Annotated in this window: 15 protein-coding genes and 1 pseudogene; 11 read left to right on the forward strand and 5 right to left on the reverse strand. The window is 72.6% G+C overall.

Features of this window, described 5'->3' with window-relative positions; all coding sequences use genetic code 11:
* Positions 1-43: 43 nt before the first annotated feature.
* Positions 44-2,488, forward strand: coding sequence for a glycoside hydrolase family 2 protein (locus tag ABEA87_RS11865; protein WP_345628815.1), 2,445 nt, complete (start codon positions 44-46; stop codon positions 2,486-2,488).
* Between the two features lie 69 nt (positions 2,489-2,557).
* On the opposite strand, the gene ABEA87_RS11870 is transcribed toward ABEA87_RS11865, so the two are convergent.
* A complete protein-coding gene (locus ABEA87_RS11870; RefSeq protein ID WP_345628817.1) occupies positions 2,558-3,586 on the reverse strand; it encodes a LacI family DNA-binding transcriptional regulator in 1,029 nt (342 codons plus the stop codon).
* A 205-nt stretch (positions 3,587-3,791) separates the two neighbouring features.
* Between ABEA87_RS11870 and ABEA87_RS11875 the strand changes: the two genes are divergently transcribed.
* Positions 3,792-4,718, forward strand: a complete 927-nt coding sequence (locus ABEA87_RS11875) for an ROK family protein (protein ID WP_345628819.1) — start codon at positions 3,792-3,794, stop codon at positions 4,716-4,718.
* A 102-nt stretch (positions 4,719-4,820) separates the two neighbouring features.
* Here ABEA87_RS11875 and ABEA87_RS11880 read toward each other — a convergent pair whose 3' ends face one another.
* A complete protein-coding gene (locus ABEA87_RS11880; protein ID WP_345628821.1) occupies positions 4,821-5,267 on the reverse strand; it encodes an HIT family protein in 447 nt (148 codons plus the stop codon).
* A gap of 331 nt (positions 5,268-5,598) precedes the next feature.
* Between ABEA87_RS11880 and ABEA87_RS11885 the strand changes: the two genes are divergently transcribed.
* The 6 genes from ABEA87_RS11885 to ABEA87_RS11910 all read left to right on the forward strand — a co-directional run bounded on the left by ABEA87_RS11885 (position 5,599) and on the right by ABEA87_RS11910 (position 13,237).
* A complete protein-coding gene (locus ABEA87_RS11885) occupies positions 5,599-6,564 on the forward strand; it encodes an alpha/beta hydrolase (protein ID WP_345628823.1) in 966 nt (321 codons plus the stop codon).
* A 180-nt stretch (positions 6,565-6,744) separates the two neighbouring features.
* A complete protein-coding gene (locus tag ABEA87_RS11890) occupies positions 6,745-8,349 on the forward strand; it encodes a DNA-3-methyladenine glycosylase 2 family protein (protein ID WP_345628824.1) in 1,605 nt (534 codons plus the stop codon).
* Positions 8,349-8,849, forward strand: coding sequence for a methylated-DNA--[protein]-cysteine S-methyltransferase (locus ABEA87_RS11895; RefSeq protein WP_345628826.1), 501 nt, complete (start codon positions 8,349-8,351; stop codon positions 8,847-8,849). Before ABEA87_RS11890 ends, ABEA87_RS11895 begins: the two co-directional genes overlap by 1 nt.
* Before the next feature lie 114 nt (positions 8,850-8,963).
* On the forward strand, positions 8,964-10,736 hold the full coding sequence (locus tag ABEA87_RS11900; protein ID WP_345628828.1) for an ABC transporter ATP-binding protein: 1,773 nt from the start codon (positions 8,964-8,966) through the stop codon (positions 10,734-10,736).
* 35 nt (positions 10,737-10,771) lie between these two features.
* Positions 10,772-12,613 carry an ABC transporter ATP-binding protein gene (locus ABEA87_RS11905; RefSeq protein WP_345628830.1) on the forward strand — a complete coding sequence of 614 codons (1,842 nt, stop codon included), beginning with the start codon at positions 10,772-10,774 and terminating at the stop codon, positions 12,611-12,613.
* A 15-nt stretch (positions 12,614-12,628) separates the two neighbouring features.
* On the forward strand, positions 12,629-13,237 hold the full coding sequence (locus ABEA87_RS11910; RefSeq protein WP_345628832.1) for a DUF1349 domain-containing protein: 609 nt from the start codon (positions 12,629-12,631) through the stop codon (positions 13,235-13,237).
* A gap of 112 nt (positions 13,238-13,349) precedes the next feature.
* On the opposite strand, the gene ABEA87_RS11915 is transcribed toward ABEA87_RS11910, so the two are convergent.
* A complete protein-coding gene (locus ABEA87_RS11915) occupies positions 13,350-14,168 on the reverse strand; it encodes a hypothetical protein (RefSeq protein ID WP_345628834.1) in 819 nt (272 codons plus the stop codon).
* Between the two features lie 88 nt (positions 14,169-14,256).
* Here ABEA87_RS11915 and ABEA87_RS11920 point away from each other — a divergent pair, with 88 nt between their 5' ends.
* A complete protein-coding gene (locus ABEA87_RS11920; protein ID WP_345628835.1) occupies positions 14,257-15,405 on the forward strand; it encodes a DNA recombination protein RmuC in 1,149 nt (382 codons plus the stop codon).
* Positions 15,406-15,495: 90 nt separating this feature from the next.
* On the opposite strand, the pseudogene ABEA87_RS11925 reads toward ABEA87_RS11920, so the two are convergent.
* Positions 15,496-16,582, reverse strand: a pseudogene (locus ABEA87_RS11925) (4-hydroxy-3-methylbut-2-enyl diphosphate reductase).
* Positions 16,583-16,607: 25 nt separating this feature from the next.
* Between ABEA87_RS11925 and xseA the strand changes: the two are divergent.
* Positions 16,608-17,777: an exodeoxyribonuclease VII large subunit gene (gene xseA, locus ABEA87_RS11930; protein ID WP_425570840.1), complete on the forward strand. Its 1,170-nt coding sequence runs from the start codon at positions 16,608-16,610 to the stop codon at positions 17,775-17,777.
* The gene (locus ABEA87_RS11935; RefSeq protein ID WP_345628840.1) at positions 17,774-17,998 is read left to right on the forward strand and encodes an exodeoxyribonuclease VII small subunit; all 225 of its coding nucleotides are present in this window, start codon (positions 17,774-17,776) and stop codon (positions 17,996-17,998) included. Before xseA ends, ABEA87_RS11935 begins: the two co-directional genes overlap by 4 nt.
* A 112-nt stretch (positions 17,999-18,110) precedes the next feature.
* Here the strand turns inward: ABEA87_RS11935 and ABEA87_RS11940 are convergent, their stop codons facing one another.
* The gene (locus ABEA87_RS11940) at positions 18,111-18,908 is read right to left on the reverse strand and encodes an LppX_LprAFG lipoprotein (RefSeq protein WP_345628841.1); all 798 of its coding nucleotides are present in this window, start codon (positions 18,906-18,908) and stop codon (positions 18,111-18,113) included.
* Positions 18,909-18,927: the final 19 nt, after the last annotated feature.

An 18,927-nucleotide genomic window follows, 5' to 3' on the forward strand; every position in this document is an offset into this window, starting at 1 on the left:
GCCGGACGGTACCGCGACGCGCGAGGAACGCAGGAGACTTCGCATGAGCTCTTACCACCCGCTGCACGATGGCTGGACCCTGACCGCGGCCGAGTCCACGCCGATCGGCGCGGCGTCGCCGGTGCCCGCGACGGTCCCCGGCTGCGTGCACACCGACCTGATGGACGCCGGCCTGATCCCCGATCCGTTCCTCGACGACAACGAGCAGGCGGTGGCCTGGATCGGGCGCACCGACTGGCGCTACCAGACGACATTCGACTGGGCCGGCACCGCCGACGGGCAGGTCGACCTGGTCTGCGCCGGCCTGGACACGGTCGCCACCATCACCCTCAACGGCCGGGTGCTCGGGGAGACCGCCAACATGCACCGGCACTACCGGTTCCCGGTCGGCGACGCGCTGCGCCCCGGCGCCAACACGCTAGAGGTGCGCTTCGACTCGGCGTACCGGTACGCCGAGCGCGAGCGCGACCGGCTCGGCGACCGGCCCAACGCGTACCCGGAGCCGTTCAACTTCATCCGCAAGATGGCCAGCAACTTCGGCTGGGACTGGGGGCTGACCCTGGTGACCGCCGGAATCTGGCGGCCGATCGGCCTGCAGGCGTGGGACGGCGCCCGGTTGGACGAGGTGCGGCCGCTGGTCACCGTCGAGGACGGTCGGGGCCGGGTGCGGCTGCACACGCGGCTGGAGCGCCGCGACGCCGAGCCGGTGCGGCTGACCGCCCGCGTGTCCGGCCACGGCGCCCGCGTCGACGCGCAGACCGTGGTGGCGGCCGGGCAGCGGGACGCCGAGGTGGAACTCGTGGTGCCGGACGTCCGCCTGTGGTGGCCGCAGGGGCTCGGCGCGCCGGACCGGTACGACGTCGAGCTGACACTGTCCACGATGGACGGTGAACGCCTGGACTCCTGGGAGCGCCGGATCGGGTTCCGTTCGGTGCGACTGGACACCGGGCCGGACGCCCACGGCTCGGCGTACACCATCGTGGTCAACGACGTGCCGGTCTTCGCCCGCGGGGTCAACTGGATCCCCGACGACGCCCTGATCACCAGGGTGGATCGGGGGCGTTACGAGCGGCGGCTTCGCCAGGCCCTCGACGCGAACGTGAACTACGTCCGGGTGTGGGGCGGCGGCATCTACGAGTCGGACGACTTCTACGACGTCGCCGACGAGCTGGGCCTCATGGTGGGCCAGGACTTCCCCTTCGCGTGCGCCGCGTACCCCGAGGAGGAGCCGTTCGCCTCCGAGGTGGCGGAGGAGGCGGCACAGCAGATCGTGCGGCTGGCCCACCACCCCAGCCTGGTGTCGTGGACGGGCAACAACGAGAACATCTGGGGGCACGAGGACTGGGACTGGAAGGAGGCGCTCGGCGACCTCTCGTGGGGTGCGGGCTTCTACTTCGAGGTACTGCCGGAGCTGGTCGGCCGGCTCGATCCGACCCGCCCGTACTGGCCGGGCAGCCCCTACTCCGGCAGCGACGAACTGCACCCGAACGATGTGACGCACGGTTCCATGCACGTCTGGGACGTGTGGAACACCGACGACTACACGCGGTACCGCGACTACGTTCCGCGGTTCGTGGCGGAGTTCGGGTACCAGGCTCCACCGGCGTACGCGACCCTGCGCCGCGCCGTCGCGCAGTCCCCGTTCGAGGTGGACTCGCCGGCTCTGGCGGGGCGGCAGAAGGCGGTGGGCGGCGCGGGGAAGCTGGCCCGAGGGCTGGCCGCGCACCTGCCCGAGCCGCACGACTTCGACGACTGGCACTACCTCACGCAGGTCAACCAGGCGCGGGCCCTGAGCCTCGGCGTCGAGCACTTCCGGTCGCACCGGCCGGTGTGCATGGGCGCGGTCTTCTGGCAGCTGAACGACGACTGGCCGGTCATCTCCTGGTCCACCGTGGACGGAGATGAGCGCCGCAAGCCGGTGTGGTACGCGATGCGGCACAGCTTCGCGCCGCGGCTGCTGACCATCCAGCCTCGCGAGGCCGGCCCGGCCCTGGTGGCGGTGAACGACGGCGCCGACGAGTGGACGGTCGCGGTGGAGGTCGTGCGGTACACGCTGGACGGGCAGCCGCGCGCCAAGTTCGGGGTCGAACTGTCGCTGCCGGCGGGCAGCTCCACGACCGTGGCGCTGCCCGCGGAGCTGACCTCCCACGGCGGACCGGACGAGTTGCTGCGCGCACGCGCCGAGGACGGCCAGAGCGCCTGGTGGTTCTTCGCCGAAGACCGGGACATCGCATACCCGGAGCCGCGCTTCACCGCCAGCGTCGAGGAGGCGGGCGACACGGTACTGGTCACGGTGTCCGCGCAGACCATCCTGCGCGACCTGACCCTGTTCCCCGACCGGCTGGACCCCGCGGCCTCGGTGGACGAGGCGCTGGTGACACTGCTGCCGGGCGAGTCGGCGACGTTCACCGTGCGCGGCTCGCGGTCGCTGCCCGCCGATCAGCTGCGCGATCGACCTGTGCTGCGCTGCGTCAACGACGTGCGCTGAGGCCCGCCGTGGTGGCCGGCCACCGTGGCCTGGCCGGCCGACACGGGGGGCGGCCGGCCACTGTACCGGTTAAGCGCGCGGCGCCGGTGCTGCCGTGCTTCCCCTCGGGATCAGGTGGGCCGCCACGTCCTGCAGGGAGGCGACCGACCCACCGGCGATCACGTCGAGCAGCCGGCGCGCGGCGTGCCCGCCGTAGGCCGGGATGTCGCGGGACATCGCGGTCAGCGGCGGGTGGACCAGCTGGCACAGCACCGAGTCGTCCCACGCGACCAGGGACACGTCGCCCGGCACCGAGAAGCCCATCTCGTGCGCGACGGCGAGCCCGGCCACCGCCATCACGTCGTTGTCGTACAGGATCGCGGTCGGGCGCCGCGGCGAGCTGAGCAGCCGGCGCGTGGCCCGGGCGCCGTCCTCGCCGGTGTAGTCGGTCGGGATGGTCAGTGCCGGCTCCACGTTCAGCCGCCGGCACACCTCCTCGAACGCCTCGGTGCGTACCGCCGTGTGCCGCAGATCGGGCAGGCCGCCCACGCGCGCGATGTGCCGGTGCCCCAGGGCGTTCAGGTACTCCACCGCCTCCACGACCGGAGCGGCGTCGTCAGACCACACGCTGACCAGCCCGGCGACCTCACCCAGCGAGCCCACCACCACGGTGGGCAGCGACAGATCCGCCAGCGCGGTGATGCGCGGATCGTCGACCCGCAGATCGCACACCAGCACGCCATCCACCCGGCGCTCGCCCCACCAGCGCCGGTACACCTCGATCTCGGCCGCCTGGTCGGCGACCACCTGCAGGGTCAGCGCGTACGAGCGGGCCGACAGCTCGGCCTCGACGCCACTGATGAGCTCCATGAAGAACGGTTCGACGCCCAGGATCCGGGCCGGCCGCCGCAGCACCATGCCGATCGTGTCGCTCGGCGCGCCGGACAGCGCGCGGGCGGCGCCGTTGGGGTTCCAGCCGATCTCCTTCGCGATGGCCAGCACCCTGCGGCGGGTGGATTCGGACACCCCCGGCTGCCCGTTGAGCGCGTACGACACCGCACCCTTGGACACTCCGGCCCGCTGGGCGATGTCGGCGATCGTGGGACGCTTCACGCTCATCCTCCAAGGAGCACAAGCTAACACGGTTAAGTCACGCACCGCAGCGGGCCCGTCGGGCCGCTTCCGGCTGCCCGTACGGCCGAGGCACCAGCGGTCGCGGCGCAGCGGTCGGAGGGCGCGGCGCACCGCCCGTTGACAGCCGCCACGTCCGCTCGTAGGGTCTATCCACTTATCCGGTTCAGCAGCCAGGCCGGGAGGAATCCTCTTGCCGCGGACCGCCATGGCCCTCGATGTCGGCGGGACCAAGTTGGCCGCCGCCGTGATCGGCGACGACGGCGCCCTGCTGTCCCGCCGGCAGGTCTCGACGCCGGCCCGGGAGGGCCTGCCGGCACTGGAGGACGCGGTGCTGCGGGTGGTGGCCGGCGCGGTCGAGGACGCCGGGCGCCGTCCGGACGCAGTGGGCATCGGTTCCGCCGGCCCGATCGACCCGTCCGCCGGCACGGTCAGTCCGGTCAACATCCCGGCCTGGCGCGGATTTCCCATCGTCGGGCTGCTGGAGCGGGCGCTGCCCGGCCGGCCCGTGCGGCTGGCCGGCGACGGGCACTGCATGGCGCTCGGTGAATACTGGCGCGGCCACCAGACGTCCCGGGCACTGCTGGGCATGGTGGTGTCCACCGGCGTCGGCGGCGGACTGGTACTGGACGGCCAGATTCAGGCCGGCCCCACCGGCAACGCGGGCCACATCGGCCACATGGTCATCGACCCGCGGGGCCCGGCCTGCCCGTGCGGCGGGCGGGGCTGCGTCGAGATGTTCGCCAGCGGCCCATCCATGCTCCGCTGGGCGCACGCCCACGGCTGGTGCGGCTCGGACGCCGGAACGGACACCCGCGCGCTGGCCGACTGCGCCCGGGCCGGCGATCCCATCGCGCGCCAGGCGTTCGACCGGGCCGCCGACGCGATCGCCCTCGCCGTGCTGTGCGCGGCGGCCCTCGCCGACCTGGACGACGTGGTCATCGGCGGCGGCGTGGCGACCGGCGCCCACGATCTGCTGCTCGCCCGGATCCGCGACGAGGTGCGGCGGCTGGCCGGGCCGGAGTTCATCCGGCGGGTACGCATCGAGCCGAGCGCGCTGGGCGGGGACGCCGGCCTGCTCGGCGCGGCCGCGCTGGCGCTGAATCCCGCCGCCGCTTGACCGCCGGCACCTCCGGCTCGGGTCAGTCGGCGCCTGGGTCAATCGGCGCCCGGATCAGTCGACGCCCGGGTCAATCTGTGCCCGGGTCAATCTGTGCCCGGGTCAGTCGGACTCGACCACCGCCAGTCGGCGCAGCCCGGCGCGCACGGCCGCGGCCGCGGAGTCCAGCGCGGCGCGCTCGCCGTCCGGCGCCTCGGTGCCGATGCGCACGCCGTCCGCCTCGAACCTGGGAATGACGTGCAGGTGCGCGTGGAACACCTGCTGCCCGGCGACCGCACCATCGGCGACGAGAAGGTTCACGCCCTCGCAGCGCAGCTTGGTATGGCGCAGGGCCCGCGCGAGCCGGTGCGCCACCAGCCAGACATGCAGGCCGCCGGCCTCGTCCAGGTCCATCAGCCCGGAGGCGTGTTCGCGCGGCACGACCAGCAGGTGGCCCGGGGTGAGCGGTCGCAGATCCATGAACGCCACCACCTCCTCGTCCGCGTACGCGTAGCTCGCGGGCAGCCTGCCACGGATGATCTGGCAGAAGACACAGTCGTCGGCGTGCATCACGGGAGCATCTGACCTTCCGGCGATCCGTTGGCCCGCCTCGCGGGACCCGGATATTGTGCCCTTCCGCCGGGCGGACGTCGTCCGCGCCCACCCCCACGCGCGCTGCGGCCGAGGCCACCGCCGGTGGGGCCGAGGCTGCCGGCGCTGGGGCCGGGGTGGGGTCGCTGGGGCCGGGCTTGGGGTCGCTGCCACGGCCTGAGGCCGCGCTCGGAGGGGTTTGACCGCTGACCGGTCAGGGTAGGCCGCGGGAAGCATCTGTCATTCGTGTCGGGCGTCCGGCCCCGCACCACCCGCCAACCGCGGCGCCGCCGCGAGAGGAGGACGCGCCATGGCGCAGGCCACGACGACGGTCGTACTCGATTCCGCCGCACGCGAGGTCGCCGAGGCTGCCGCCAAACCACCGTTTTCGTTCCAGATGACGCCCGCGCAGGGTCGCGAGGCCCTCACCCAACTGCAGTCGAACCCGGTACCCCGGCCGGAAGTGGACACGCAGGAGATGATGGTGCCGGGCGGCCCGTCCGGACAGGTACCGGTCAGGATCCTGCGACCGAAAAACGCGACGGGTTCCCTGCCGGCCGTGCTGTACCTGCACGGGGGCGGTTGGGTGTACGGGGACGCGAACACACATGACCGGCTCATCCGCGAACTGTGTGTGCTTTCCGGCGCCGCGATCGTGTTTCCCGAATACAGCAGGTCGCCGGAGGCGCGCTACCCCACCGCGCTGGAGGAGTGCTTCGCGGTCGCGCAGTACATCGCCGAGCAGGGCGAGGCGAACGGCCTGGACGGGGCGCGCATGGCGGTGGCCGGCGACTCGGCCGGCGGCAACATGGCGACGGTGCTGACCATGCTGGCCAAGCAGCGCGGCGGGCCGCGCTTCTTGGAGGCGGTGCTGTTCTATCCGACCACCGACGCGCACTTCGACACCGGCTCCTACCAGGAGTTCGGCGAGGGCTTCTACCTCGGTCGGGAGCAGATGGCGTGGTACTGGGACCAGTACCTGCCCGACCACGACCAGCGCTCGGAGCCGACCGCCTCGCCGCTGCGCGCCAGCCTCGACGACCTGAAGGGGCTGCCGCCGACGCTCATCATCACGGACGAGGCCGACGTGCTGCGGGACGAGGGCGAGGCGTACGCGGCGAAGCTGCGGATGGCCGGGGTCCCGGTGGTGGAGGTCCGGTACCAGGGCATGATCCACGACTTCGTCATGCTCAACGCGCTCGCCGGCACCGGGCCGGCCCGCGCCGCGATCGCACAGGCCGGCGCGTTCCTGCGCGGCGCGCTCGAGTCCTACTGACCCGCCCGCACGACTGTCCCGACCGCGCACCCAGCCCGGCCGTCACGCCCCCGGCCGGGCTGGCCCCGAGCTGACCCGGCCGCTCCGGACTGACCGGCCCGGCGCCGACCTGCGCAACCGGCACGGTCAGGTCCGAAACCCGCGAGCCAGCGCCCCGGGGTCCGGGGCACGATGGATGGCGTGGAACTCGACTTCGAACGCTGCTACCGGGCGGTCGACTCGCGCGACCAGCGATTCGACGGCTGGTTCGTGACGGCCGTCACCTCGACCGGGATCTATTGCCGACCGTCCTGCCCCGCCCTGACTCCCAAGCGGACCAACGTCCAGTTCCACCCCTCGGCGGCGGCCGCGCAACGCGCCGGCTTCCGGGCCTGCAAGCGCTGCCGGCCCGACGCCGCGCCCGGGTCCCCGGAGTGGGACGTGCGCGCCGACGTTGTCGGCCGGGCCATGCGGCTGATCGGCGACGGCGTGGTGGACCGCGAGGGCGTACCGGGGCTGGCCTCACGGTTGGCGTACACGACGCGGCACCTCAACCGGCTCCTGGCGGCCGAGCTGGGCGCGGGGCCGCTCGCGCTGGCCCGGGCGCAGCGGGCCCAGACCGCACGGGTGCTGGTCGAGGCGACCGACCTGGGCCTGGCCGAGATCGCCTTCGCGGCCGGCTTCGGCTCGGTACGACAGTTCAACGACACGCTGCGCGAGGTGTACGCGAGCACCCCGTCGCAGCTGCGCGCCACGGCCCGGGGCCGGGCCGGCGAAGGCGTGCCGGGCACTGCCACGGCCGGCGGGGCCGGGTCGGCCACCCCTGCCGGGGGCGCGGCCGGCACGCTCACGCTCCGGCTGGCGTACCGGCCCCCGTTGGATGCCCCGGCCCTGATGGACTTCCTCACCGCCCGGGCGGTACCCGGCGTGGAACGCGCCGACGGGAACCGGTACACGAGGGCCCTGCGGCTGCCCCACGGCCCGGCCACGGTGGTGCTCACGCCGGCGGACGGGTACGTGTCGGCCGCGCTGCGCCTGAGCGACCTGCGCGACCTGGCTCCGGCCGTGGCGCGCTGCCGGCGGCTGCTCGACCTGGACGCCGATCCCCTCGCGGTGGACGAGACGCTGGGCGCCGACCCGCTGCTGGCGCCGTTGATCGCGAAGGAGCCCGGGCTGCGGGTCCCGCGCGCGGTGGACGGGTTCGAGATCGCCGTACGGGCGATCGTCGGGCAGCAGATCTCGGTGGCCGGCGCCCGTACCGTCCTGGGCCGGCTGGTGGCCCACACGGCGGCCCAATCCCTGCCGGCCCAGCCCCTGCCGGATCAGCCCCTGCCGGCCCAGGCCGCGTCGGTCGCGGGCGAGCCCGCCCCGGACGGGCCCGCGCCCGGCGAGTTCACCCCGGCGGCGTCCCGTCCCGACGCGCTCGACGGGCTGGTCCCGTTCCCCGATCCGGCAGCCGTGGCCGGCGCGCCCGACGAGGCGTTCGCCATGCCGACCGCGCGCCGGGCCACCATCCGGGCGCTCGCCGCCGCCGTCGCCTCCGGCGAGTTGTGCCTCGACGACGGCGCCGACCGCGCCGAGACCGAGGCGGCCCTGCGTCGTATCCCGGGCATCGGCGCGTGGACCGCCGGGTATGTCGCGATGCGCGCCCTCGGTGACCCGGACGTGTTCCTGCCGACCGACATCGCGGTGCGCCGCGGCGCCGCCCGCCTCGGGCTGCCCACCGACCCGACGGAACTCGAGGCGCACGCGCGGCGCTGGCGGCCCTGGCGGTCGTACGCCGTCCTGCGGCTCTGGAGGCTCTGATGAACACCATCACGATCGATACCCCGGCCGGCCCGTTGAGCGTCGCCGGCAGCGATGGCGCCGTGGTGGCGGCCGGCTTCACCGCCGACAGCGCGGAGCTTGCCGCGCTGGTACCCCCCGAGCTGCGCGACGGCGCCGACGCGGACCTCGATCTGGTCGCCGAGTCCGTCCGGGCGTACTTCGACGGGGACCTCACCGCCATCGACCGGGTACCGGTGCGGCAGCGCACCGGCGGCGAGTTCCGGGCCCGCGCCTGGGACGTGCTGCGCACCGTGCCGGCCGGCTCCCCAATCAGCTACGCGGAGTACGCGGGCCGGGCCGGGCGGCCCGCGGCGGTACGCGCGGCGGCGCAGGCCTGCGCGCGCAACGCCGTCGTACTGTTCGTTCCCTGCCACCGAGTTGTACGGACCGGTGGGGCCCTCGGTGGTTACCGATGGGGGATTCACGTGAAACGATGGCTGCTCACCCACGAGGGTCGGGTAACGGAAACTCGCTCGTGAGACGTCGCGGGTAGCGACTACCGTCGAGGGGTGTCCGCCGACGTTTCTCCCACCAAACGTCCGCTAACAAACCTCTGGCGCCTCCGGTCCTACCTCCGCGCCTACGCCGGTTCGATGGTCTGGATGTTCATCGCCGCGGCCGGAGCGACCGGGGCGAGCATCGTCGTCCCGCTGGTCGTGCAGCAGGTCGTCGACGGCCCGATCCGCCACGGGCAGTCGAGCGGCCTGCTGCTGCTCGGCGCGCTGGCCCTGGCCCTCGGGCTGATCGAGGCACTGCTGATCTTCATCAGGCGGTGGACCCAGTCGCAGACCTCGCTGGACATGGAGTACGAGATCCGCAACGATCTCTACGCCCATCTCCAGCGCCTGCCGATGTCCTTCCACGACCGGTGGCAGTCCGGCCAGTTGCTGTCCCGGGTGACCACCGACCTCAGCGTGATCCGCCGGTTCATGTCCTTCGGCCTGATCTTCCTGGTGGTCAACATCGCGACCTACATCGCGGTGGTGTTCCTGTTGCTGCGGCTGTACTGGCCGCTCGGCCTGGTGGTCGCGCTCTCCTCGATCCCGCTGTTCCTCGCCTCCCGCAAGTTCACCAAGTTCTACCTGACCATCTCCCGGCTCCAGCAGGACCAGCAGGGCGACCTGGCGACGCTGGTCGAGGAGTCGGCGCAGGGGATACGGGTGATCAAGTCGTTCGGCCGGCGGCGGCACGTGGCGGGCATGTTCGAGACCGGCGCTCGGCGGGTGCACGACACCGGGGTGGCCAAGGCGCGACTGCTGGCCCGCAGCTGGGCGGAGTTCGACGCGGTACCCAACGTCACGCTGGCCATCGTGCTGGTCGGCGGGGCGTACGCGGTGGCCACCGGTGGAATGACCGTGGGCGGCCTGGTCGCGTTCGTCACCCTGCAGCTGATGCTGATCTGGCCGATCGACTCGCTGGGTTGGATCATCGCGAACGGCCAGGAGGCGATGACCGCTGCCGACCGGATCTTCGAGGTATTCGACGTCGAACCGTCCATCGTGGACGGTCCGGATCCGCTGGCCGCGAGCCAGGTCGAGGGGTGTCTCCGGTTCGAGGGGGTCGGCTTCACCTACCCCGGTGCGGACACCCCGGTGCTCAACCGGATCGACCTGGAGGTCCAGCCCGGTGAAACGCTGGCCATCGTCGGCGTGACCGGATCCGGCAAGACCACGCTGGTGTCGCTGGTGCCCCGGCTCTACGACGTGACCGCCGGCCGGATCACCATCGACGGGCGGGACGTCCGTTCGCTGCGCCTGGACTCGCTGCGCGAGATCGTCGGCATGGCGTTCGAGGAGGCCACGCTGTTCTCCATGTCGGTGCGGGAGAACCTGACGCTGGGCCGGCCGGGCGCGACCGACGAGGAGATCGCCGAGGCGCTGGCGGTCGCCCAGGCCGAATTCGTCTACGACCTGCCCTGGGGCCTGGCCACCAGGGTCGGCGAGCAGGGGCTGTCGCTGTCGGGCGGGCAGCGGCAGCGGCTCGCGCTGGCCCGGGCGGTGATCGGCAAGCCGCGGGTACTGGTCCTCGACGACCCGCTCTCCGCGCTGGACGTACACACCGAGGCGCTGGTCGAGGAGGCGCTGGCCAGGGTGCTGCACGGCACCACGGCCCTGCTCGTGGTGCACCGGCCGTCAACCGTCGCGCTGGCCGACCGGGTGGCGCTGGTGCGCGACGGCGTGATCGCGGCGGTCGGCACCCACTCGGAACTGCTAGCGACGGTTCCGGAGTACCGCGCGGTGCTCTCCGCCGAGGCGGACGGCGCACCGCGCGAACACGAGGCGGCGGCGACGCCGGCCGACGGCGTCCCGGTCAACGGAGTCCCGGTCAACGGCGTCCGGACCAACGGCACGCGGATCGACGCGTAGCGCGCGGCGGACAGGCCGATTCAGGGGGTAGCAGCGTGAGCATCGATGTGGAGGCATGGCGGGGTCGGGCCGCCGAGGAGGACGCCGAGCGCACCGCGGCCGAGGGCGGCTCCGCCGTCCGGCTGCGCGCCGGATCCCGGGCGCTGCTGGGCTCCCTGGTGCGCCCGCACCGGCGGATGCTGATGGTGGTGGTCGGGCTGCTGCTTCTGCAGAGCGGCGCCGAGATGGCCGGCCCGTACCTGGTGATGCTGGGCATCGACCGGGGCCTGCCGCCGCTGTCCGGGCATCCCCGGCACCCGGGCGTGCTGATCAACATCGGCATCGCGTTCGCCGTGTCCGCGGTCGCCGCGTACTGCGGCAAGCGCGGCTTCATCGCGCTATCCGGCCGGATCGGGCAGGCCATCCTGTTCGACCTCCGCAACCGGGTGTACCAGCACTTCCAGCGGCTGTCGGTCGGCTTCCACGAGCGGTACACCTCCGGCCGGGTGATCTCCCGGCTGACCAGCGACATGGACTCGATCTCCGAGCTGCTCGACGGCGGCATCGAGGACCTGGTGCTCTCCGCACTGTCGGTGGTCAGCGTGGCCGCCATCCTGCTCACCCTGGACGCGCCGATGGCGCTGGTGTCGCTGGTCGCCTTCCCGTTCCTGCTCTGGCTGTCCCGCTGGTTCCAGCAGAACTCGGCGCGAGCCTACCGGCGCACCCGGGAGGCGGTGGCGCTGGTGATCGTGCACTTCGTCGAGTCGACCGGCGGGATCCGGGCCGTGCAGGCGTTCCGGCGCGAGCCGCGTAACCAGGAGATCTTCGAGGCGGTCAACAACGACTACCGGCGCGCCAACCTGCGCGCGTTCCAGCTCATCTCGCTGTTCTCGCCGGGCATCAAGGTGATCGGCAACGTGACCATCGCGGCGGTGCTCACCTACGGCGGGTACCGGGTGCTGCACCACCACACCGAGATCGGTGTGCTGGCCGCGTTTCTGCTGTACCTGCGCAAGTTCTTCGAGCCCATGCAGGACCTGTCGCAGTTCTACAACTCGTTGCAGTCCGCGACCGCGGCCCTGGAGAAGCTGTCCGGCGTGCTGGACGAGCCCCCGGCCGTACCCGAGCCCCCCGCACCGCTCGCCCTGCCGTCGCGGGGCGCGCGCGGCGAGGTCGAATTCGACCGGGTCTCCTTCGGGTACCGGCTCGACCGGCTCGTGCTGCCCACCTTCGATCTGCGCATCCCGGCCGGCCAGACGCTCGCCGTGGTCGGCGCGACCGGCGCCGGCAAGACCACCATCGCCAAGCTGGTCTCCCGCTTCTACGACCCGACCGGAGGGCGGGTCCGGCTGGACGGGGTCGACCTGCGGGAACTGTCGGACGAGGAACTGCGCGCGGCTGTGGTGATGGTGACCCAGGAGAACTACCTGTTCTCCGGTACCGTCGCGGACAACATCCGGTTCGGGCGACCGGCCGCCTCCGACGAAGAGGTGGTCGCCGCCGCCCGGGCCATCGGCGCGGACGGCTTCATCCGGGCGCTTCCCGAGGGGTACGGGACGGACGTGCGCAAGCGCGGCGGCAGGCTGTCGGCCGGGCAGCGCCAGTTGGTCGCGTTCGCCCGGGCGTTCCTCGCCGACCCGACGGTGCTCATCCTCGACGAGGCCACCTCGTCCCTGGACGTCCCCTCCGAGCGCCTGGTACAGCACGCCCTGCGCACGATCCTGGCCTCCCGTACGGCGATTGTCATCGCGCACCGTCTGTCCACTGTGGAGATCGCCGATCGGGTTCTGGTGCTCGACGGCGGCGCCGTCGTGGAGGACGGCAGCCCGGACGTACTCATTCAGGGCGAGGGGCGCTACGCGCGGCTGCACCGGCAGTGGCAGGACAGCCTCGTATAGGCCACAATCTCTACAATGGACGACTCGATCACGCTTGCCGGGCTGCCGATGCCGCTGCGCTGGGAGGTGCCGCCGGCCGGCTGGTTCGGCTACTCCCCGTCGCTGCGGATGAACGCCGGCCCGGAGACTGACCTGTTCGTGGACCCGGCGGGCGACGCGACGCACCTGAACGCGCCGCGACTGCTGGGCACTCCCCCGGGGGGCGACTTCCAGTTGTCGGCCTCCGTGCGCGTGGACTTCGCGGACACCTTCGACGCCGGCGTGCTGTTGCTGTGGGCGGACGAGCAGCGCTGGGCGAAGCTGTGCTTCGAATTCTCGCCGCAACGCGAACCGATGATCGTTTCTGTGGTGACCCGCGGGGCGTCCGACGACGCCAACGCGTTCGTGGTGAACGGCAACCGGGTCCGGCTACGGATCTCCCGGCTGGGTCAGGCGTACGCGTTCCACGCGTCGACCTCGTCGGACGGGCGGGACTGGTCGTTCGTGCGGTATTTCGACCTGGGCGCCGAGGCGGTGCGGATCGGCTTCGAGGCGCAGTCCCCGACCGGGCGTGGCTGCACGGTCGACTTCGACGACGTCCGCTACCTCCCGCACCGGCTGGCGGACCTGCGCGACGGCTCGTGACCCGCCACCCGGCGGTAGTCGCCCATCCCGATGGCCGCCCGGCTCGGCGGCCACCGCACTACCCCGGCAGCGCACAGCTCGCGGCCACCGCGCTACCCCAGCACCGCCTACCTCAGTAGTCGCCGCCGAAATCGCCGCCCCCGAAGTCGCCGCCGTCGAAGTCGCCCCCGCCAAAGTCACCGCCGCCGAAGTCGCCCCCGCCGTCTCCGTAGCCACCATCGTCGTAGCCGCCGTCGGAGTAGTCCGCCAGCTGATCTTGACTCTGGTCCTGTCCCTGATCCTGATCCTGATCCTGGTCCTGGGCCTGATCCTGGCCCTGGTCGTAGCCCGCGTCGAAGCCTTGGTCGTAACCGGAGCCGTACCCCTGGTCGAAGCCGCCGCCGCCCCAGCCCCCGCCGCCGAGCAGGGCGTCGAAGACCAGCGCGCCGCCCACCCCCCAGGCGCCCGCCACCAGCGCCGTCTTCCACCACGGGTCGGAGTACCAGCCGGCGGGGACCGGGCGGCCGGAGACCATGCCACCCGGGTAGTAGTACGGCGTGCCCGAAGCCGGTCGCGGCGAGGCGCGGTACTCCTGGCCCTCGACCTGCACCGAGCGCTCCTGGCGGACCTGGCCGGCCTGCCGCTGCCCGGCCAGCGGGGGCAGCTCGGGGCCCGGGTCCAGGCCGAGCGACACCCGGGCCGCCCGGACATACGCCAGGCCCTCCAGCGCCGTCTCCCGGGCCAGTTCGTACTGCTTGACGGTGGTGGCCCGGTCGAGCTGGCCGCCGGCCGCGTTATACCGCTCCCCCGCGTCGACCAGGGCCTGCTTCGTGGCCGCGTCCTCGCCCGGCGGCAGGTTCATGATCTGCCCACCGAGCCGTTCGTACCAGCGCAACGTCTCCTCGCGCGCGTCCGCCAGTTCCCGTTCCTTACGCCTGCGCGACCACCACATGCGCCACACGGTACCGGGCCGGAGCCACCTGTCCGAGCGGTCGCGAGCCGCCGGGCCATTTGTCGCACCGATCGGGCATGCTGGCGGCATGGCGGTGGTGCTCCTCGTGATCGGTCTGCTGGCCGGCGCGGCGCTCGGCTGGCTGGCCGCACGCGCCCGGTCGGCGGCCGAAGTGGCCCGGCTGGACGCCACGCTGCGGGCGACCAAGGAGGGCGAGGCACGGCTGGAGCAGTCGCTGCGCGCCCTGTCCCACGAGGCGGCCCGCGACCAGCAGGCCAGCCTCAACCAGCTGCTCACCCCGCTACAGGAGGCCATCCACCGCTACGAGCGCCGGGTCATTGAGGTGGAGAACGATCGGGTCGACTCCTACGCCGAGCTGCGCACCGAGCTGCGCACCATGCAGTCGGTCGCGAGTTCCCTGCGCACCGAGACCAGTCAGCTCGTCGCGGCGCTGCGCGCGCCCGCCACCCGCGGCCGGTGGGGCGAGCTCCAACTGCGCCGGATCGTCGAGGCGGCCGGCATGCTGGCCAACTGCGACTTCAACGAGCAGGTGACCGCGACCACCGACCGGGGCGTCGTACGGCCCGACCTGGTGGTGCGCCTGGCCGGCGGGCGGCACGTGGTGGTCGACTCCAAGGCTCCCTTCGACGCCTACCTCAACGCGATGGAGGCTCGCGACGAGCGCACCCGCGACGACGAGCTGGACCGGCACGCCAAGCACCTGCGGGGCCACGTCGAGGCGCTGGCCGCCAAGTCCTACTGGGCCGCGTTCGAGCAGACCCCGGAGTTCGTGGTGCTGTTCGTGCCGGCCGATCCGTTCCTCGACGCCGCCCTGCAGCGCGACGCCACCCTGTTGGAGTACGCGTTCAGCCGCAACGTCGTGCTGGCCACCCCGGCCACGCTGATCGCCATGCTGCGCACTATCGCCTACTCGTGGCGCCAGGACGCGCTGGCCCGCAACGCGGTGGCGGTGCACTCGCTCGGCCGCGATCTCTACGCCCGGCTCTCCACCATGGGCGCCCACCTGGCCAAGTTGGGCAGCTCGCTGGGGGGCGCGGTCACCGCGTACAACCGGGCGATGGGCTCATTGGAGTCCCGGGTGCTGGTCAGCGCGCGCAAGTTCGCGGAGCTGGGGATCTCCGACCAGGAGTTGGAGGGCCCGGGCCAGCTGGAGGTGGCGCCGCGTCAGCTCCAGTCCCCGGAGCTGGCCACCGATCAGGAGGACGCGGCCGGGTGAAGAACGGGCGCCGCGCGCTCGCGGGGCCGGTCAGTTGCCGGCCGGTCAGTTGCCGGCCGGTCAGTTGCCGGCCGCTCAGTTGCCGGTCGCTCAGTTGCCGGTCGCGGCCTTCATGTCCCGCTTGAGTTCGCGCGGCAGCGAGAAGGTGAGCCGCTCGTTGACCGTGGCGACTTCCTCGACGTCCGCGAATCCGCGCTCCGCCAGCGCCGCGAGCACCTCCACGACCAGGTCCTCCGGCACGCTCGCGCCCGAGCTCAGCCCGACCGTCTCCGCCCCGGTCAGCCACTCGGGGTCGATCTCGGAGGCGTAGTCGATCAGGTATGCGGCCCGCGCGCCCGCGTCCACGGCCACCTCACGCAGCCGCACCGAGTTGGACGAATTGCGCGAGCCCACGACCAGTACGACGTCACAGGACGGCGCGATCTCCTTGATCACGTGCTGGCGGTTCTGCGTCGCGTAGCAGATGTCGTCGCTGGGCGGCGACTGCAGCAGGGGCAGCCGTTCCTTGAGCCGGGTCACCGTTTCCATGGTTTCGTCGACCGACAGCGTCGTCTGGGAGAGCCAGACCACCTTGGCCGGGTCGCGGACGGTCACGGAGTCCACGCCCTCCGGCCCGTCGACCAGGTGGATGTTCGCGGGCGCCTCGCCGGAGGTACCGATGACCTCTTCGTGCCCTTCGTGCCCAATAAGCAGAATGTCGTAATCCTCGGCGGCGAACCGACGGGCCTCCTGGTGGACCTTGGTCACCAGCGGGCAGGTCGCGTCGATCGCCCTCAGGCCACGCTCGCGCGCCTGCTCGTACACCTCGGGGGCCACGCCGTGCGCTGAGAAGATCACCGTCGCGCCCTCGGGCACCTCGTCGTTCTCCTCGACGAAGATCGCCCCACGGGCCTCCAGGGTGGCCACCACGTGCTTGTTGTGCACGATCTGTTTGCGCACGTAGATCGGTGCGCCGTACAGCTTCAGGGCCTCTTCCACCGTCTGCACCGCACGATCCACGCCGGCACAGTAGCCACGGGGCTTGGCGAGCAGCACGCGTTTGGTCACGTCACCCATCCTACGGGGACCCGCCCCGGCCGCCCGCCGGCCGGCCCAGGCGGCGCAGTGACCACGGCCACCCCCCGGCCCGGGGGGGTCGTAGGCTTCTCGGCGTGAGCGAGCAGGCACCCGGCAGCACCGCGGAGCAGCCCTGGCCGGTACGGGTGGTCAACCAGAAGATCGGCGCCTGGATCGGCAAGCTGGGCTGGGTGTGGGTCGACGGGCAGGTCGCGCAGATCACCCGCCGGCCGGGCGCCCAGGTGGTGTTCCTGACCCTGCGCGACCCGTCGGCCGATCTGAGCCTCACCGTGACCACCAACCGCGACGTGCTCGACGCCGGCGCGCCCAACCTGTCCGAGGGCGCCCGGGTGACTCTGCACGCGAAGCCCGAGTTCTACCCCGGCCGGGGCACGCTGTCCCTGCGTGCCGACGAGATCCGCCAGGTCGGCCTCGGCGAGCTGCTGGCCCGGATCGAGCGCGTCAAGCGGCTGCTGGCCGCCGAGGGCCTGTTCGACCCCCGCCGCAAGCGCCGCCCCCCGTTCCTGCCGGCCAAGGTCGGCCTGGTCACCGGGCGCGCCAGCGCCGCCGAACGGGACGTGCTGGCAGGCGCCCGGCGACGCTGGCCGTCGGTGCAGTTCCGCGTGATCAATGTCGCCGTACAGGGGCCGACCGCCGTACCGCAGCTGCTGGACGCGATCGAGGTGCTGGACCGTGACCCCGATACCGACGTGATCATCCTGGCCCGCGGCGGGGGCAGCGTCGAGGATCTGCTGCCCTTCTCCGACGAGGCGCTGTGCCGGGCGGTCTTCGCCTGCCGCACGCCGGTGATCAGCGCCATCGGTCACGAGACCGACACGCCGCTGGTGGACTTCGTGGCCGACGTCCGGGCCTCCACCCCGACCGACGCGGCCAAGCGGGTGGTCCCCGACCTCGCCGAGGAGCAGCAGCGCATCGCGCAGGCCAGGGCGCGGCTGGACCGCGCGGTACGCGGCCTGATCGACCGCGAACAGCACCGGCTCGACGCCGTGCGCAGCCGCCCGGTGCTGGCCCGGCCCGAGGTCATGGTGGACACGAGGGCGGCCGAGGTCACCGCGCTGCGCGAACGCGCCGCCCGCTGCCTGGCGAACCGGCTGGACCGGGGGCACGACGCGCTGAGCCACACCGTCGCCCGGCTGCGCGCGCTCTCGCCGGCCGCGACCCTGCAGCGCGGGTACGCGATCGTGCAACGCCCGGCGGACGGTGCGGTGCTGCGCGAGCCGGGTGAGGTGCGGCCCGGCGACGCGCTGCGGCTGAGGCTGGCCGGCGGCGAGCTGGCCGCTACTGTGGCGGAATGACCAACGACGCGCCGCCCCGGGCAAGCGCAGCCGAGCTGGGGTACGAGCAGGCTCGGGCCGAACTCGCCTCCGTCGTGGAGCGGCTGGAGACGGGCGGCATCACCCTGGAGGAGTCGCTGGCCCTGTGGGAGCGCGGCGAGCAGCTCGCCGACGTCTGCCAGCGCTGGCTGGACGGGGCGCGGGAACGCTTGTCCGCGGCCCGCGAGGAGCGCGAGTCCTGATTCCCGTCGCGGCGGGATCGCCGCGCGCACGGATGGCCGACAGCGAAAGGGGCGGCGCCGGTATGGCGCCGCCCCTTTGTCGCGTCCGTGCTTACTGCGTGAGCAGTTACGACTACCGCTTGAGCAGTTGCTGGATGGCGTCGGGCGCCTCAACGACCGAGGACGCGGCCGGCTTGGTGATGTTCGCCGGCTGGCCGTAGTCCGAGAAGGCCATCTGGACGGTGAGCCCGCTCACGATGCCGCTGCCGTCAATCTTGAGGGTGCTCAACCGGCCCTGGTCGTCGAGGACGGCGGTGAACGGCACGGCCTTGGCCTTGTCGCCGGCCGCGCTCAACGCCGCCGCGTCCAGCGCCGAGGATCCGCTGGCCTTGGTCAGGTCGATGGTGCCGCTGAGGTTGTTACCGTCCGTGCTCGTGACGTTCACGACGCCGGACAGCAGCTGGTTGACGCCCTCCTGGTCGGCGCCGGGCAGGGCCATCAGCTCACCGGCACCCAGCGATGACGTGTCGAGGTGCATCCACTTGTCGGGCGCGACGCCCAGCTGGGCGCCGAGCTGGCCGGCGTCCACCTTGAGGTAGACGTCGGTACCCACCGTCACGTCGTCGATCTTCATCGGCGCGCCGGCCTGCACACCGCTCAGCGATATCGACGTGCTCTTGGCGGCCGGGTCGATGGCCCCGCTGCCGGACATGCCGGCCGCGGAGATCGTGTAGCGGTAGCTCTGCTGGCCGAGCTGCTTGGTCGAGGCGAGCAGGGCGGTCTTCGGGGCGTCCGATGAGGAGGAGGCCGCGGCGCCGGTGGCGTTGCCGGCCGATCCGGCGGCGGTCGTCTTCCCCGTGCTGCAGCCCGCGGCGAAGCCGAGCACCGCGAGTGCCGCGGCACCGGCGAGGGCGATACGACGCGTGTTCAACTGGCCTCCCGTGTGTGAG

Origin of the sequence: Rugosimonospora acidiphila, from assembly GCF_039543385.1 — a bacterium.
Taxonomy (GTDB): Bacteria; Actinomycetota; Actinomycetes; order Mycobacteriales; family Micromonosporaceae; genus Rugosimonospora; species Rugosimonospora acidiphila.